This window comes from Paenibacillus sp. TSA_86.1, from assembly GCF_052691815.1.
Map to the genome: position 1 here is coordinate 73,339 of NZ_JBQZGE010000008.1, position 16,505 is coordinate 89,843.

At 45.4% G+C, this 16,505-nt stretch carries 14 protein-coding genes and 1 other annotated feature (1 of these 15 running past the window's edge); of the genes, 12 read left to right on the top strand and 2 right to left on the bottom strand.

The features are described 5' to 3' along the window. Window positions 1–175: a binding site (T-box leader), on the top strand; it begins 115 nt to the left of the window's first position. A 106-nt stretch (window positions 176–281) separates the two neighbouring features. After that, window positions 282–3,380 (top strand): isoleucine--tRNA ligase, encoded by a 3,099-nt coding sequence (gene ileS / locus ACUTVW_RS16705; RefSeq protein WP_445646843.1) that lies wholly within the window; start codon window positions 282–284, stop codon window positions 3,378–3,380. A 220-nt stretch (window positions 3,381–3,600) separates the two neighbouring features. Beyond that, entirely contained in the window at window positions 3,601–3,963 is a 363-nt protein-coding gene (locus ACUTVW_RS16710) for a DUF5665 domain-containing protein (protein ID WP_445646844.1), read from the top strand. Window positions 3,964–3,998: 35 nt separating this feature from the next. Here the strand turns inward: ACUTVW_RS16710 and ACUTVW_RS16715 are convergent, their stop codons facing one another. Beyond that, window positions 3,999–4,736 carry a TraR/DksA C4-type zinc finger protein gene (locus tag ACUTVW_RS16715; RefSeq protein WP_445646845.1) on the bottom strand — a complete coding sequence of 246 codons (738 nt, stop codon included), beginning with the start codon at window positions 4,734–4,736 and terminating at the stop codon, window positions 3,999–4,001. 236 nt (window positions 4,737–4,972) lie between these two features. Between ACUTVW_RS16715 and lspA the strand changes: the two genes are divergently transcribed. The 8 genes from lspA to ACUTVW_RS16755 all read left to right on the top strand — a co-directional run bounded on the left by lspA (window position 4,973) and on the right by ACUTVW_RS16755 (window position 11,514). Then, window positions 4,973–5,467, top strand: coding sequence for a signal peptidase II (gene lspA / locus ACUTVW_RS16720; RefSeq protein ID WP_434753252.1), 495 nt, complete (start codon window positions 4,973–4,975; stop codon window positions 5,465–5,467). Continuing rightward, window positions 5,460–6,422 (top strand): RluA family pseudouridine synthase, encoded by a 963-nt coding sequence (locus tag ACUTVW_RS16725; RefSeq protein ID WP_445646846.1) that lies wholly within the window; start codon window positions 5,460–5,462, stop codon window positions 6,420–6,422. Before lspA ends, ACUTVW_RS16725 begins: the two co-directional genes overlap by 8 nt. 110 nt (window positions 6,423–6,532) lie before the next feature. Continuing rightward, the gene (locus ACUTVW_RS16730; protein WP_445646847.1) at window positions 6,533–7,786 is read left to right on the top strand and encodes an LL-diaminopimelate aminotransferase; all 1,254 of its coding nucleotides are present in this window, start codon (window positions 6,533–6,535) and stop codon (window positions 7,784–7,786) included. A gap of 205 nt (window positions 7,787–7,991) precedes the next feature. Next, complete coding sequence (locus tag ACUTVW_RS16735) at window positions 7,992–8,879, top strand: decaprenyl-phosphate phosphoribosyltransferase (RefSeq protein ID WP_445646951.1); 888 nt, start codon at window positions 7,992–7,994, stop codon at window positions 8,877–8,879. A gap of 32 nt (window positions 8,880–8,911) precedes the next feature. Next, window positions 8,912–9,544 carry an HAD family hydrolase gene (locus tag ACUTVW_RS16740; protein WP_445646848.1) on the top strand — a complete coding sequence of 211 codons (633 nt, stop codon included), beginning with the start codon at window positions 8,912–8,914 and terminating at the stop codon, window positions 9,542–9,544. Then, window positions 9,532–9,864: an EamA family transporter gene (locus tag ACUTVW_RS16745; RefSeq protein WP_445646849.1), complete on the top strand. Its 333-nt coding sequence runs from the start codon at window positions 9,532–9,534 to the stop codon at window positions 9,862–9,864. The genes ACUTVW_RS16740 and ACUTVW_RS16745 overlap by 13 nt, the downstream gene beginning before the upstream one ends. Further along, window positions 9,851–10,171, top strand: coding sequence for an EamA family transporter (locus ACUTVW_RS16750; protein ID WP_445646850.1), 321 nt, complete (start codon window positions 9,851–9,853; stop codon window positions 10,169–10,171). The genes ACUTVW_RS16745 and ACUTVW_RS16750 overlap by 14 nt, the downstream gene beginning before the upstream one ends. Before the next feature lie 35 nt (window positions 10,172–10,206). Continuing rightward, entirely contained in the window at window positions 10,207–11,514 is a 1,308-nt protein-coding gene (locus ACUTVW_RS16755) for a DUF6080 domain-containing protein (RefSeq protein WP_445646851.1), read from the top strand. A gap of 138 nt (window positions 11,515–11,652) precedes the next feature. On the opposite strand, the gene ACUTVW_RS16760 is transcribed toward ACUTVW_RS16755, so the two are convergent. Beyond that, window positions 11,653–14,328 carry a YhgE/Pip domain-containing protein gene (locus tag ACUTVW_RS16760; protein WP_445646852.1) on the bottom strand — a complete coding sequence of 892 codons (2,676 nt, stop codon included), beginning with the start codon at window positions 14,326–14,328 and terminating at the stop codon, window positions 11,653–11,655. 688 nt (window positions 14,329–15,016) lie between these two features. Here ACUTVW_RS16760 and pyrR point away from each other — a divergent pair. Together pyrR and ACUTVW_RS16770 are read left to right on the top strand one after the other, a co-directional pair. Next, window positions 15,017–15,580, top strand: coding sequence for a bifunctional pyr operon transcriptional regulator/uracil phosphoribosyltransferase PyrR (gene pyrR, locus ACUTVW_RS16765; RefSeq protein ID WP_445646853.1), 564 nt, complete (start codon window positions 15,017–15,019; stop codon window positions 15,578–15,580). Further along, entirely contained in the window at window positions 15,577–16,491 is a 915-nt protein-coding gene (locus ACUTVW_RS16770) for an aspartate carbamoyltransferase catalytic subunit (protein ID WP_445646854.1), read from the top strand. Before pyrR ends, ACUTVW_RS16770 begins: the two co-directional genes overlap by 4 nt. Window positions 16,492–16,505 lie beyond the last annotated feature (14 nt).

The window sequence follows — 16,505 nt, forward strand, 5'->3', positions numbered from 1 at the left end:
GCGGTAATGCATTGCCGTGTGTAAGCTGAACCGTAAACCGTACGTTATAACGGTACCCTGCGTCAGTTTAGCGGGGCTTAAGCGCTGTTGATGACAGAGCATACTCAGGTAACCTGAATGTGGTTTGTGATGAACAGAATTAGGGTGGTAACGCGAGCATAACCTCGTCCCTTTCCAAGGGACGAGGTTTTTTTGTGTCCCGAAACGGTGAGCGGAATGAGCCGCGCTTGTGGACGTTTTACAATCGATTCATCTTAACAACAGAAAGGAAGCTGAACAGCATGCAACGAGTGGATGTCAAAGAGAAAGCACGGGCACGAGAATTACGTGTGTTAAATAAATGGAAAACGGAGAATACGTTTAAACGCTCCATTGAGAACCGGGAGGGTAAGCCAAACTTCGTATTTTACGAAGGCCCGCCAACAGCCAACGGTAAACCTCATATCGGGCACGTTCTCGGTCGTGTAATTAAAGACTTTGTGGGACGTTACAACACGATGAAGGGATACCGCGTTGTGCGTAAAGCCGGATGGGATACACATGGCTTGCCGGTAGAGCTTGGAGTACAGAAGAAATTGGGCATCTCCCACAAGTGGGAGATCGAAGATTATGGCGTGGAGAAATTTATCAACGAATGTAAAGCAAGTGTTTTTGAATACGAGCAGCAATGGCGCGACTTGACGGAAGGTATCGGATACTGGACAGATATGGATAACCCGTATATCACGCTCGATAATAACTATATCGAGAGTGTGTGGAACAACCTTGCGACGATTCACGAGAAAGGGCTCTTGTATCGTGGTCACCGCGTAAGTCCATATTGTCCTTCCTGTCAGACAACACTGAGCTCGCATGAAGTTGCACAAGGGTACAAGGACGTTAAAGACCTGAGTGCTACAGCAAAATTCAAGCTGGATGACAGCGGCGAATTCGTGCTGGCTTGGACGACGACACCATGGACGCTTCCTTCTCACGTTGCTCTTGCTGTGAACCCGGAGATGGATTACTCCCGTGTACGTCAAAACGATGAAGTGTACATCATGGCTACGAATCTGGTTGAAAAAGTGATGAAAGACAGCAAAGGCGAGTATGAAATCATCGGTTCACTGAAAGGCGCTGATCTGGTCGGCAAAACATACAGTCCGCCGTTTAACTACGTTCAGGCAGAAAAAACGAATATCATTCTGGGCGCAGCGTTTGTAACGGATGCAAGTGGTACGGGTATCGTTCACATGGCTCCTGCACATGGTGAAGATGACTATCGTGTGTGCCGCGAGAATGGCATCAGTTTTGTGAGCTTGGTTGATCTGGAAGGTAAGTTTGTGGCAGAAGTAACTGATTTTGCAGGTCGTTTCGTCAAAGATTGTGATATCGACATCGTGAGATATCTGTCTGAGAATGGTCGCTTGTTCAGCAAAGAGAAATACGAGCACAGCTATCCGTTCTGCTGGCGTTGTGATACTCCGCTTCTGTACTATGCTATGGATAGCTGGTTTATCCAGACAACAGCGATCAAGGATCAACTTATTGCCAACAATAGCCAAGTGGAGTGGTTCCCGGCTCATGTGCGTGAAGGCCGATTTGGTAAGTTCCTTGAGGACCTTGTGGACTGGAACATCAGCCGTGACCGTTACTGGGGAACACCGCTGAATATCTGGGTGTGTGAAGAAACAGGCGAACAGTTTGCCCCGCACAGCATTGCTGAGTTACGTGCGCGTGCCATAGGCTATGTACCTGAAAATCTGGAGTTGCATAAGCCGTATGTGGACGAAGTGAAAGTGCTTAGTTCTTGCGGTAAATACGAAATGAAGCGTACGCCTGAAGTGATTGATGTCTGGTTCGACAGCGGCTCCATGCCGTTTGCACAGCAGCACTATCCTTTTGAAAATAAAGATGTATTTGAACAGCAGTATCCTGCGGATATGATCTGTGAAGGAATTGATCAGACGCGCGGCTGGTTCTACAGCCTGCTCGCGGTATCCACACTGTTGACAGGTAAGGCGCCGTATAAAGCTGTTATGGCAACCGGACACGTACTGGATGAAAACGGACAGAAGATGTCCAAATCCAAAGGCAATGTCATCGATCCGTGGGAAGTCATTGAAGAGTACGGTACCGATGCTTTCCGCTGGGCGTTGTTGTCTGACAGTGCACCGTGGAACAGCAAACGTTTCTCCAAAGGCATTGTAGGGGAAGCAAAATCCAAAATGGTGGATACGCTGGTGAATACCCATGCCTTCCTGACGTTATACGCAACCATCGATGGATTCGATCCACAGCAGCATCCATTCCAATTGTCTGCTCACAAGCTGGATCGCTGGATTTTGTCCAGATTGAATAGCCTGATTCTTGTGGTAGAAAAAGCGTTGTCTGTGAACGACTACTTGAACTCTTCCAAAGCGATTGAAGCCTTCGTAGATGAGCTTAGTAACTGGTATATCCGTCGTTCCCGTGACCGCTTCTGGGGAAGTGGTTTGACAGAGGATAAACTGGATGCGTATCGCACTCTTACCGAAGTGCTGGTGACGACAGCGAAGTTGGTTGCACCGTTCACACCAATGCTCGCTGAAGATATCTATCTTAACCTGACAACTGGCGAGAGCGTGCATATGGATGACTATCCTGCAGCCAATGAAGCGTTGATCGATACAGCTCTGGAGCAAGACATGGAAACAGCCCGTCGCGTGGTTGAGCTTGCTCGTAACGTTCGTAACGAGACGAGTATCAAAACTCGTCAGCCGCTGTCCGAGTTGATTGTTTCCCTCGATAAAGGCTTCGATCTGGCAAGTTATGAAGATATCATCAAGGAAGAGATCAACGTCAAAGGAATCCGTACAGAGCATAACGATGCGGAATTCGTTGACTTTACACTGAAGCTGAATCTCAAAGTTGCCGGTAAAAAATACGGCAAAAACGTAGGATTCTTGCAAAACCTCTTTAAAGGCATGACGGCTGACGAGACTCGTAAAGTGGTATCCGAAGGTGTTTTCAACGTCGTTTCTCCAGAAGGGGAAGAGTTACAGGTAACGGATGAGGAATTACTCGTTGAGAAACAAGCCAAATCGGGCTTTGCTTCCGCTTCCGGTTATGGATTGACGGTAGCCCTCAACACAGAAATCACAACGGAGCTGGAGCAGGAAGGCTGGGTTCGTGAAGTGGTTCGGGCGGTACAGGATACACGGAAACGACTGGATCTGCCCATTGAGAAAAGAGTACGTTTGACGCTGGATGTAGATGCAGATCTTCAAGCAGCAATTCAGGCATTTGACGATGTCTTGCGCGAAAATGTACTCGTCACAGACGTGACATTTGGCAAGATGGATGCAATGGAGCGCGTAGAAGCCGGAGGCAAAGCTATCGGAATCTATATTGAAGCGTAGGGTAAAGAGACATTTTCTTGTTCTTGCGGATAACATGATTTATATTTTAGGACATGTGATTAGATAGAGGATATAACTAAATGAGCCACAGCTAAGGAAATAATTCCTGAAGCTGGGCTCGTTTGTTTTTTCGGGGATAAGGCAATGATTAAATGGTGAAGATTTTAAAAAAAGTATTTCGTTCGTTTGATCTATATTCATGTAAGGAATGGAGCGAAACATGAGTAAACAAGAACAGTCAGCCGAATCCATGAAGGAAACTCCTGCTACAGATTCCGTGAATACATCCCACGACAAAATCGAAGAGTTACATACATTAACGAACCGGCTTGCCAATGAACTGGAGCGTTCACGAATCGCGCAGTATACAGAGCTGCTAAACAGACCATGGAAGCTCATCGGCTTGAATTTGTTGTCCGGTGCAGCGAGAGGTGTAGGAATCGCTATCGGATTTACTTTTTTTGCCGCAACCATTATCTATGTGTTACAAGTTCTTGGCGCGTTAAATCTGCCCATCGTCGGAGATTACATAGCTGATATTGTGCGGATCGTGCAGCGGCAGCTTGATATGAATACCTACTAGAATGCTTGAATGACGGTTCAGCATTTCACAAAACCCTAATATGATTCATCATCCCCGGCATCGGGTTCAAGGAGCCCCGATCCTTCGCGATTCTCCAGATACTGTCGGTACTGTCGGTTGCGGACAATGGATACATCATGACCATAAATATCTGTAGCGACAAAGCTCTCATAAGCTTCAACGAAACCATCCATTTCCTCCGTAGCTTCAATAGCCATAACATCGTAACTGTCAATATCACCGTTCTCCGCCATTGCAGGGGAGTCCGAGTTGCCCCAGCTCTCTACAATCTGCCAGGCGTCTTCGCCGTCAAAGCCATTTTGATCTTCCCGTTCGTCCAGACTGGTACGTCCAAACGATGGAGCAAGGAACTCCTCCTCCACAGGGCGATTCTCGGAAACAACGGTCTCGGGCTGATGTTTTTTACAATATTTTGTGTAGGGTACAGCCTCCATGCGCTCATAAGGGATCGGTTGCTGGCAGACAGCACATGTACCGTAATGACCTTCTTCGATCGCGTGCAGGGCTGAATCAATACGTTCGAGTTGAAACTCATCATGCTCGAGCAGGGAGATATCCTTCTCCCGTTCATACACCTCCGTGGCAAGATCACCAGGATGGTTATCAATCGGCGACAGTTCACCAGTCTGCAGTTTTAAAGAGTCTCCCAAGCCGTAGTGTTCGTTCTCTGATAGCCGGTGCTCGATATCTTGTTTGTCAGACAAAAGTTGGGAACGTAAAGATTGCATTTGCTCGGCTGTAAAATGTGACATAGCTTTCCCCTTTCTGTTCCATCTGGAATCCGGTTATTGTCTCCACTCTAGGATGTACCGTTTCGGGTGGGATTACAGAAGGCAAATGTTATCGCATTTTCCATGCCGTATGACTCATGCTTCGGCCTTGTGCGTTTGCCATGTCATGGACGATCTTCGAATAGCTGTGCTACAATAAATAAGTCTGGCGAAAGCTTGGTATCGCTGGAAAAGACAAGAACGGAGTGACAACAAACGTGGTGTATTATATCCTTGCTTTTATCGTATTTTTAGTAGATCAGGGAACGAAGTACCTGATTGCTACCCGTATGGAACTTAGAGAAGAAATTCCGGTCATTGGCAATTTTTTTGTCATCACTTCTCATCGTAATTCAGGTGCGGCGTTTGGTATTTTGCAGGACCAGCGCTGGTTCTTTATTGTGGTGACCATCATTGTGGTTATCGCCTTGATTTGGTATTTGCAAAAGGTAAAAGATACTCCGCACAAATTGCTGCCAGTAGCCCTTAGTCTCGTACTTGGAGGAGCGATCGGCAACTTTCTTGACCGTGCTTTGACAGGGGAAGTTGTAGACTTTGTACAGCTTAATTTTGGTAGTTATACGTTTCCGATTTTCAACATCGCTGATTCGGCCATCTGTATTGGGGTTGCACTGATTGTTGTGGAAACATTGCTCGAAGGACGTCGTGAAAAAGCGGCTGCAAAGATTGAAGGGAATGAGCATCATGAGTAAATTGAATGAGGAACAACATAATAACAATGAACAATTTAACGGTGAGGAACGGTTGGAATGGATCGTTGCCGCTGAACATAAGAAAGAACGTGTGGATAAATACATTACAGAAGCCGTAGATAACGTTTCTCGCTCGCAGGTTCAGCTATGGATTGCAGACGGGGCGGTTACGGTCAATGGTGCTGTAGTGAAGTCCAACGCTAAGCTGTACGAAGGAGATCAGATCGTATTACAGATTCCTGAGCCTGCCGCGGTGGAGATCATTGCGGAGAATATTCCACTTGAAGTGGTCTACGAAGACAGTGACCTTATTGTCATTAACAAACAACGTGGACTTGTCGTACACCCGGCACCGGGACATACGTCAGGTACACTTGTGAACGCTCTGATGTATCATTGCAAGGATCTCTCCGGCATTAACGGTGAATTGCGTCCAGGGATCGTACATCGGATTGACAAGGATACGTCAGGCTTGATTATGGCTGCCAAAAATGACCGTGCCCATGCATCCCTGGCTGCCCAGTTGAAGGAGCATAGTGTCAATAGACGTTATATTGCGCTGGTTCACGGCCATCTCAGTCATGATCAAGGTACGATTGATGCACCGATCGGACGAGATACCAATGATCGCAAAATGTACACGGTCACGGAACGTAACAGCAAACATGCGGTGACTCATTTTACAGTAACGGAGCGCATCAACGACTATACCTTGCTTGAGTTAAAGCTTGAAACAGGACGTACCCACCAGATCCGGGTGCATATGAAATTTATCGGTCATCCCCTTGTTGGTGATCCGACATATGGCCGTAACAAGGGTATCAGAATGAATGGACAGGCCCTGCATGCGGCAACACTTGGTTTTGTACATCCTACCACAGGAGAATACATGGAATTCAACGCGCCGATCCCGCAGGATATGGAAGATGTACTGGCTTCGCTGAGAAGCCGCTGACGTTTGAAGAAAGTACAAATGTTCGGATATTTTGTCCATGGTGTTGATTGCTCAAATGCTTCATATTAAAACATGAGAAATTTGCGTCAAATGAGGAGATGAACGACATTATGAGTATCGATAAATATCAGGAAACGTATATCCAAACTAATTTTGCCGACCGTATCGGCGGCTCCAACTATGGTAAAGACACCAACATCTATAAATTTGAGAAAATTAAACGTGCTAAAGCTTCGGCTAAAAAAGATTTTCCCGATGTCGAGCTGATTGACCTTGGGGTAGGGGAACCGGACGAGATGGCAGATGCAGGCATCGTAGCTGCACTTGCTGAAGAAGCGGGCAAACCGGAGAATCGTGGTTATGCCGATAACGGGATTCCCGAATTCAAGACTGCAGCAGCAGCATATCTGAAAAACGTTTTTAACGTGGAAGGTATTGATGCAGATACTGAGATCGTACACTCCATCGGTTCCAAACCGGCTTTGGCGATGATGCCTTCTTGCTTCATCAACCCAGGTGACGTAACCATTATGACAGTTCCTGGTTATCCGGTTATGGGCACACACACCAAGTATCTGGGTGGAGAAGTGTTCAATGTGCAATTGACGAAAGAGAACAACTTCTTGCCTGACTTGAAGGCCATTCCGGAAGACATTGCTAGACGTGCGAAATTGCTTTATTTGAACTATCCGAACAACCCGACTGGTGCAAGTGCTACAGTTGAGTTTTTCACTGAGGTTGTCGAATGGGCGAAAAAATACAACGTGGTTGTTGTGCACGATGCGCCATATGCGGCATTGACGTATGATGGCAAAAAACCATTCAGCTTCCTGTCCGTACCTGGTGCCAAGGATGTAGGTGTGGAACTGCACTCCCTTTCCAAATCGTACAATATGACTGGCTGGAGAATCGGATTTGTAGCGGGTAACCCACTTGTAGTTAAAGCATTCAGTGATGTAAAAGACAACAATGACTCCGGTCAATTCATCGCGATCCAGAAGGCAGCTGCTTACGGATTGAACCATCCGGAAATCACTGAAAAAATTGCAGAGAAGTATTCCCGTCGTCACGATATGTTGGTTACAGCATTGAATGAACTGGGCTTTCAGGCTGAAAAACCGAAAGGCTCTTTCTTCCTTTATGTTGAAGCGCCAAAAGGTGTTGTGGGTGGACGCCGTTTCGAATCAGGTGAAGATTTCTCCCAATTCCTGATCCGTGAGAAACTGATCTCTTCCGTACCTTGGGATGATGCAGGAAACTTTGTTCGTTTCTCCGTTACGTTTATCGCAAGCGGCGAAGAAGAAGAGAAACGGGTCATTGCTGAAATCAAACGTCGTCTGAGTGATGTAGAGTTTGAGTTTTAATTCAAACTTGGGATAATATAGACTCATGTTTGGTATAAAGAGACCGGAAACGGTCTCTTTTTTTTGTCAAAATTTATAATTTATACTCTTTACAAAAATAACCAAGCAACTTATGATTAAATCTTTACGTTATTTGTATAGATATCTAAGTCAGAATTGTTATTGAAGGGAGTTATTACCATTGTTTTCATCAAGGCAGAACACGATATTATCGGCCGAGAGCAGAGCTGGAACGATTTCCGGCTTATTCAAATTGTTAAGGCCCAGACAGTGGACTAAAAATTTATTATTGTTTGCCGCACTGTTGTTTTCATTTGAAGAAATTCGAACAGAAAACATGGTTGCAACAGGAGTCGGTTTTCTATTGTTTAGTCTGGTTGCAGGCTGTGTTTATATTTTAAACGACTATGTAGACCAGGAACGGGACAGACAGCATCCGACCAAGCAGTTCCGACCCATTGCTTCCGGGCAGGTTAATCCTGCCCATGCGTTATTATTCGGAATTGCACTGCTGGTAATCTCTTTGGCAGCTGCCTTTATCATGAATCCGTTATTCGGTGTGTTGTGCGTAGTGTACTTCCTGCTGAACGTATCCTATTCCTTTGTGCTTAAACATATCGTAATTCTGGATATGATGACCATCGCGGCTGGATTTGTTCTACGTGCCATTGCTGGGGGTGTCTTGATTCATGTTCCGTTCACACCTTGGTTCCTGATTTGTACGATGCTGTTATCACTCTTTCTGGCGATTGGTAAACGGAGAAATGAACTTACATTGCTCGAAGGCAACATGGGGTCACATCGTAAGGTGCTGGATAACTACTCGATTACGTTATTGGATCAATTCAATACTATTGTGACGACAGCAACCATTATCAGTTATTCACTTTTCACCTTTACATCCGATCGCACGATTCATCTCATGTGGACGATCCCACTGGTGATCTATGGCATGTTCAGGTATTTATATCTCATCCATATGAAAAATCAGGGCGGATCACCGGACCGCGTTTTATTTGAGGACAAGCCTATTCTAATTACGGTTATTTTGTACGTTGTCAGTGTAATTACGATCTTTGCTATCTTCGAATAAATAGAGAGAATATAAGGTAGAGGGGAATTAGAGTGAAACGTAAGAAAGTTGCCATCTTTGATATTGATAAAACGATTATACGCAGTGACTCCATGTTCCAATTTGTATATTACGCGATGCGACGTTATCCGTGGCAGGTATGGAGGTTACCTGTCATTGCTCTTCACACGATATTATTCAAAGCGGGCTTTATGACGGTTGAACGTGTTAAACGTTCCTATTTTCAAGAAATCAGGCGGATGTCTGAAAAGGATCTGGAACATTTTTTTGATACTCACCTGCGAACATCTATATTTACCGAGGCTAGTGTAGAAATGCAACATCGGAAGGAAGCTGGATATCATGTGCTGCTCGTGACGGCTTCTCCGCATGCGTATATGAAGTATTTTAAAAACTTTCCTTGGGTCGATCATGTTATCGGAACCGAACTTGTCCGACATGAGGATGGTTATACCTGCATCATTGAAGGTGCCAATTGTAAAGGTGAAGAGAAGGTACGCCGGATTCAAGCATATTTGACCAAAAAAAACATGGAAATTGATTATGAGCAATCATGCTCTTATTCCGATTCGTTGTCCGATTTCCCGGTTATGCAGCTTGTGAGGCAGCGGTATTTTGTTAACAAACGTGTTCCGGAGATGGAGGCATTAACATGGGGGAAATAAGTAGGGCACGTCATACTGGCAAATGGTTGATGTTAGCCTCTGCATTCCTGACGGCAACTGGGCAGCTGTTCTGGAAGTGGGGATTGACGGAATGGATCTACATGGGCGTCGGTTTTCTATGTTACGGATTGGGTGCGATCTTAATGATTAAGGCATTCGCCCGGGAGAAGCTTTCGGTAGCTTACCCGCTGATGTGTGCCAGTTATGTTTTTGCTTTAATCTATGGGTACTTCCTGCTTGGTGAAGAGATTACAGTACAAAAGCTTGCTGCAGTTGTGCTCCTGGGAATTGGGGTGACATTAACCAGTGTGGAACGATAGCTGGATGATTGCTGTATTAATTGTGATGACCTTGTGTGGAGCGATGGGCGGAGCGGGACTGAAATTTTACGCTGCTAGCCGCAAGCGACTACATGTGTTGATTGGACTTGGTTTTTACGGAACAGGTGCACTGCTGAATATCGTTTTGCTGAAATTTTTGCCTCTAACCGTTGTACTGCCTGCCAACGCCTTAAACTATGTCTGGACGCTTATTATTGCGAGATGGATCTTTAAAGAGACCGTGGGGCCCATGCGATGGATGGGTGTGGCATGTATTATGGGCGGATTATGCCTCCTTGTACTCTAGACGTAAACTTTATATCAACTATTGGATGTGAATGTATGAAATTTTTAGACTACATATTTTATGAACGTAAAGTGACCTGGACTGCTTTTGTTTTGTTTGCAGGTTTTGCTCTTTTTTATGGACTGATGAATGGATCTTATATTTTATATATCAGTCAACATGCAGAGATGCTAGGGAAGTATACGCCGTTTAATACAGCCTTGTTTCCTATTAATTTGTTTAATTTTGATCCTTCCATGTATTACGGAGACAACGGTTCCTCCATTATTCATCCATTGATTTCTTTTTTGGTGGTTATATTGGCGACCGTGTCCAAGCTGTTAGGGGGGAATTGGTTCTTTTTAATTCTGCAATCTCTTGTGAATGCGGGATCGGTTGTGCTGGCCTTTGTTTTTCTAAGTCGAAATGAAGGAAGACCTTCCTATACACCCTTGTTGTTCGCTATGTTATTTGGATTCAGCTCGTATCTAATGTTCACCGCATTTATTCCGGACTCCTATCCATATGTGCAGTTTGTTATTCTTCTGTCCGTCCTTTACTTGCAGTATTCGCGTGTACAGAAGGAAGTACATTATGTCCCGAACGCACTATTAGCAACGATTAACTTCGGATTAACCTCGACCAATATTGTACCGTTTGCTGGAGCCGTATTCTTTAATATGCAGGTATGGCGAAACAAGGCAAGGTGGAAAAAATATATTGGTATTATGGCACTGGCTGTGCTGATGATTGTGGTGTTAACAGCCATTCAGTATGTTGCGTTTGGCGGACGAAGCTGGGTAAGCAACTGGCTCTTAGGTATTCAGAATGGGGGTACAAGTTACGCGACACCATTCCAGTTAGGGGTACACTTCAAAGCATTAGTGATGTTGACGATTAATCCAATGCTGTCTCCCAAAGTGCACTTGCTTGATCCAGGTATGGTAGCATTTGTTACGGATCTTTCTCGTTCTAATCCGCTTTATGTTCAGATTACAGGGGGATTTCTATTGCTGCTTGCGTTTGCCGGGTTCATTCGCGGTATTCGAGAACGTAGTGTGTGGACGTTAATGCCTTATATCCTGTTTGCTTTCCTGCTTCATATCGTTGTAGGATTCGGGCTGGCTGTATACCAATATGATATGTATCTGTATGCAGGACATTATTTATTTGCTTTTTATCTGCTTGGGGGTATGTATATCAGCGGTCTGCGTTCCGGGTTTGGTAAAAAAGTACTGATTGGACTGCTCTTGGCATCGCTGCTCGTTATGGTTGGCAACAACATCTATCGTCATTTCGAAACGTTATCGACGATTAAACAATCTTATGAACAGCTGGAACAGCAGCGTTCAGTACAACAATAATGAATTCAGAAGAAGATTAAATTAATATCAGGTGCATAATGTTCCATTTCGTGATAAAAAAGCTTCTTGAACTGATGTTCAAGAAGCTTTTTCTTTTTTTGGCTAAGCCTAAATACCGTCATACATTAAACGGACGACTCAAGCGATGATCTTCGTCTTTTTCGCATTTTCGGCAGAACGTTTCGTCAAGTTGCTTAATGGTCGTTTTAACAAAAGAGCAAGAATCAAACTAAGCGCAATGAACAGACATAACCACAGGATGTCCTTTACGGCTGTTGACCATAGAATACCACCGACAGCTTCACGTAGCAGACTGATCGCATAAGTGAACGGCATGAACGGATTTAACGCCTGAAAAAAGGGCGAAGTCATGCTGATCGGGAAAGTACCACCCGAACTGGAGAACTGAAACACCATGAAGATAATAGCGATGCCTTTGCCAATATTACCGAATACAGATAAAAGCGTATATGTGATCGTGACAAACACTGCACTCACTAGCATGGCAAATACAATAAACAACCATTGATCTGCGACATACGTTCCCAGAATCCAGATGTCTCCCGCTGTAACACATATCGCCTGCAATAAACCAACGGTTAAGAAAGTAGCTAGGCGACCGAGATACAGTTCATATCCGCGGTATGTGCCCTCCGGATTTTCTGCTTCTGCACGCAACAGGGAAATTAACAATGTTGAACCTACCCATAGTGATAATACGGCATAGAACGGTGACATGGCAGAACCGTAATTCGGAATGGGGTACAGGTGTTGCTCCTTAATCTGTACTGGACTAGCAAGGAATGCACTTTCTTCTTGGATATCCCCCCGCAATAATTTGGCAAGCTCGGCAAACTGATTATTGCCCTCGACTTCTCTTAATTTCTCGGCAGCCTTGCGGATTGCACGTTCCAGCTCTGGCAAATCCTTACGAACAAGGGTAGCTACGCGGTGTACTCCTTGTTGCACATCGGGCAGTTGATGCTGCACAAAGCTGGACGCTTTGCCAATTTGCTTCTCAGCCTGAGGCAGATCATTACGAACAAAATCCGCAGCTGCATTTAATTTATCCGCCAGCTTGGGCAGGTCACGCTGAATAAGGGATGACACCACACTCAGAGCATGAATAAAGGATTTGCCCTTGGTGTCAAGGGTTTGTGAAATCTCATGTACCTTAGCCTGAATATCGGGTAGCTCACCCTGAATTTTTTTCAGCTCCGTTTGACCAAATTGAATGCCCTCCTTGGCTGTAGCGAGAATTGCTGCAATGTCGGGAAGACGCTCCTTTGCTGCTTGCAACGTATTGGCAGACGTAGAGAGAACAGACTTTAGCTGATCGATTGCATCCGTAAGCGCAGGAACAATCTGGCTGTCAAAGGTGCTTAGGAAGCGATCGATTCCGGTGTTAATGTTTCTATTCATTTCATTTAATCGGGCAACAACATCTGCGGGAGGGATTGTATTCTCACGCAAGGCTGTACTGATGATTCCAACGAGTTTTATCTGTTGCTGAAGTTGTTCAGATATTGTTTGCAATTGCTGTATCCTTGTTGCAAGTGGATGAGAGGGCAGTAAAGCATCCATTTTGCCGAACAGGCCCGACATACTTTCCATGATTTTTACAGCAATGCCGAGACGAGATGCAAGACGGTCGATGTCATCAGCGCTCGGCAACTTACTCCAATCGGTTCCTTTCAATTGTTCGAACATATCGCCAGCTCCGTTTGTTATTTGCTGCACGAACAACAGATTTTGCCGAATCGTTGGCGTAATCGATTGGAAAGCTTCCTGACTGGAAGCTGCAAATTGATTCAATCCATTAGCAAACTGCACTGCGTTATCCGAAATTCCGGACACTTTATCCAGATCCTGTTCGGCAGCAGATACGATAGCAAGAGCTCGATTCGTTTTATCCAGGGCGATTTGAATCACTCCGGAAACGTGTCCAAAGTTGGCATCAACTTCTTGAATGCGGGCGACGGCTTGCTCTATTTCTGGTATTCGATCTTGTAAGGCAACCACCTCTGAAGCTGCGGCTTTGATCTGGGGCCAATACTGCTGAATTTTCAGTACATACCCAGCAGCTTCATTAATTTCAGGCAGTCGTTTCTCCAATTGCACAATTTTTTGTGCCTGCTTCACAATCTCCGGCATCGCTTGGTCAACTTCGAGTACTTTCTGGCCTGCTGTCTGGATCTCAGGCAGATTTTTCTCCAGCATAAAGATGCCACTTTCCATTTTGCGTAATGTTGGCAACTGTGCATTAATCTCTACGCCAGCTTCCTTCAGCTTGGTAAGCACAGCTTCACTGACGGCTTCAGTAAAATTCTCATTAATCTGCGTTGTAATGGCGGATACGCCCGAACCGGTTATTTTGGGAGCGATGGCATTGACCTTTTCATTGACTGTATAAATGACTTCCGGCCGATCCAGTTTTCCATCCACAATGCCCGTGATCCGTGATGAAAAGTCAGCAGGAATGAGCAGGCTGGCATAATACTCACCGGTCTGAACACCGTGGCTAGCTTCGACCTGATTTACAAGTGTCCATCCCAGCTTGTGGTTGTGACTTAAACTATTCATTAACTCATCGCCAATATTAATGGCAGTACCCGTAACCGTGGCACCCTTGTCTTCACTAGTTACGGCGATTTTGATGCCTTGCGTATTACTGTACGGATCCCAAACGGATTTGACATTCACCCAGTCATATACACCTGGCAGTAATATGATGGCGATGATCAGAAATATACCTGTGGGTACTTTGAAAATATGCAGCCAGTCTGTCTTGTAAATATGCCATATGTGACGCATAGTATCCTCCTTAAAAATAATGAAGAGAGTTATAACAGTGAGGGGAAAGGCTTACCTTCCTTAGGTTCTTTACTCCCTAAGCTTTATGTATATCGGAAAAAAGGCGTATTTAATAAATGAGCATGTGTATAAACTTTCCCCCATTGATAGGAGACTGATTCATCTTCTTCATAGATTGAGGAGAAGCATTTGAAAATAGTGACAGGTGGTGTTATTTGGATTAGAAACATGTTGCAATTACCTATGGATAAATATACAGTTTTGTTGTATAATTATAAACGACGAATGACATGTGATGTGACATGGATGTTTTGTAGCCTAATTGCTGATTCTAATACAGACGAAGCAGAGGATCTGCACCTGCGATGGTGAGGTGTTGACAGAGGGTTGTCTTTCTGTCATAATTCATGAAGACAAACGGGCATATTGAGACAGAACTCTGTGAGGTTCCTCATATGCACGACATGAATAGCACCTTTAAATCAGTCCCGTGAGACTGGCAAGGTAACGTGAATGATACATCTTTGATTTGCTGCGGCAGATCAGATGATGCATCCCGAGAGTAAACTTTCTTCAGCGACGTCTGAAGTTCGGAGACTCCTTGCCAATAAACACGGCAAGGAGTCTTTTTTGTTCTCCTCGTCACGGGGCCATGGTTTCGAAGGAAAATCCTGAGGAGGCTGAACGCATGAGCACAGAAACACATGTCATTATGGATGAAACGGCGATCCGCCGAGCATTGACAAGGATTGCCCACGAAATTTTGGAGAAGAACAAAGGAATCGACGATTGTGTGCTGGTCGGAATTCGTACACGAGGAGTGTACCTGGCCGAACGAATCGCCGCCAAGATTGAAGAGATTGAAGGCGCCAAAGTTCCCTGGGGAGAACTGGATGTAACTCCTTATCGTGATGATCGTCTGGATAATAAGCAGATGAATCGGAAGGAACTGTTGATTATGACACCTGAATCACTTTCCATTCATAACAAAAAAGTGATTTTGTTCGATGATGTGCTGTACACCGGGCGCACGATACGGGCTGCGATGGATGCGCTGATGGACTGCGGAAGACCACAGAACATACAGCTCGCTGTTCTCGCAGATCGTGGACACCGGGAACTTCCGATCCGACCTGATTTTATCGGCAAAAACGTGCCGACTTCCAAATCAGAGGAGATTGAGGTTGCACTCATGGAAACGGACGGACAGGATGAAGTCAAAATCATACAGAACCGAGGGGAGCAGGCATGATGATTACACAGTCAGCGTTGAGAGACCGAAGCTTGCTTGGATTGAAAGATCTTAGCCGTGACGAGATCGAGTCGATTCTGAACCGCGCAGCTCATTGGGAAGGACAGAAGGAAAAGTTGGTTCCGATCCTGGAATCACACTTTGTAGCGAACATGTTCTTCGAGAACAGCACGCGAACGCGGTTCTCATTTGAAATGGCTGAGAAACGTCTGGGAGCTCAGGTCTTGAACTTCACGGCAGCTGCATCAAGTGTAGAAAAGGGAGAATCGATCTACGATACGGTGCGAACCCTTGAATCTATGGGGATCGATGCAGGGGTTATTCGCTTGAAACCGGCTGGTGTTCTGCAGCAGCTGGCTCAGAAAGTGAGTGTGCCACTAGTCAATGCGGGAGATGGCAATAATGAGCATCCAACGCAGGCGCTCCTTGATCTTTACACGATGCGGAAGGCATTTGGTGAACTGAAAGGCTTGCGTGTTTCGATCATCGGAGATATTTTACACAGCCGGGTAGCACGTTCCAACTTGTGGGCACTGCAAAAGTTTGGAGCGGATGTACGCTTCTGCGCACCATCAACGATGCAGGCGCCAGAACTTGAACAGTACGCACCTTATGTAGGTCTCGAAGAAGCACTTGATGCTGATGTAGTCATGATGCTCCGGGTTCAATTGGAACGTCATCAACACGGCCTGATCACTTCAGCTGAGGATTATCGCGAACACTACGGATTGACGGAAGAACGGGCGTCGCGCCTGAAGCCAAGTACAATTATTATGCACCCTGCTCCTGTGAATCGTAACGTTGAGGTGGACGATGCGGTTGTTGAGAGTGAAGCATCACGAATTTTCCCGCAGATGGCAAACGGTGTTCCGATCCGCATGGCGGTCATGGAACGTGCGATGAAGCAGTAACAGGGTCTAGCATT

Coding starts and splice junctions, on each gene's coding strand:
- ACUTVW_RS16710 (WP_445646844.1), top strand. CDS start 3,601: ATGAGTAAACAAGAACAGTCAGCCGAATCCATGAAGGAAACTCCTGCT.
- ACUTVW_RS16755 (WP_445646851.1), top strand. CDS start 10,207: ATGAAATTTTTAGACTACATATTTTATGAACGTAAAGTGACCTGGACT.
- ileS (WP_445646843.1), top strand. CDS start 282: ATGCAACGAGTGGATGTCAAAGAGAAAGCACGGGCACGAGAATTACGT.
- ACUTVW_RS16745 (WP_445646849.1), top strand. CDS start 9,532: ATGGGGGAAATAAGTAGGGCACGTCATACTGGCAAATGGTTGATGTTA.
- ACUTVW_RS16730 (WP_445646847.1), top strand. CDS start 6,533: ATGAGTATCGATAAATATCAGGAAACGTATATCCAAACTAATTTTGCC.
- ACUTVW_RS16715 (WP_445646845.1), bottom strand. CDS start 4,736: ATGTCACATTTTACAGCCGAGCAAATGCAATCTTTACGTTCCCAACTT.
- pyrR (WP_445646853.1), top strand. CDS start 15,017: ATGAGCACAGAAACACATGTCATTATGGATGAAACGGCGATCCGCCGA.
- ACUTVW_RS16725 (WP_445646846.1), top strand. CDS start 5,460: ATGAGTAAATTGAATGAGGAACAACATAATAACAATGAACAATTTAAC.
- ACUTVW_RS16770 (WP_445646854.1), top strand. CDS start 15,577: ATGATGATTACACAGTCAGCGTTGAGAGACCGAAGCTTGCTTGGATTG.
- ACUTVW_RS16760 (WP_445646852.1), bottom strand. CDS start 14,328: ATGCGTCACATATGGCATATTTACAAGACAGACTGGCTGCATATTTTC.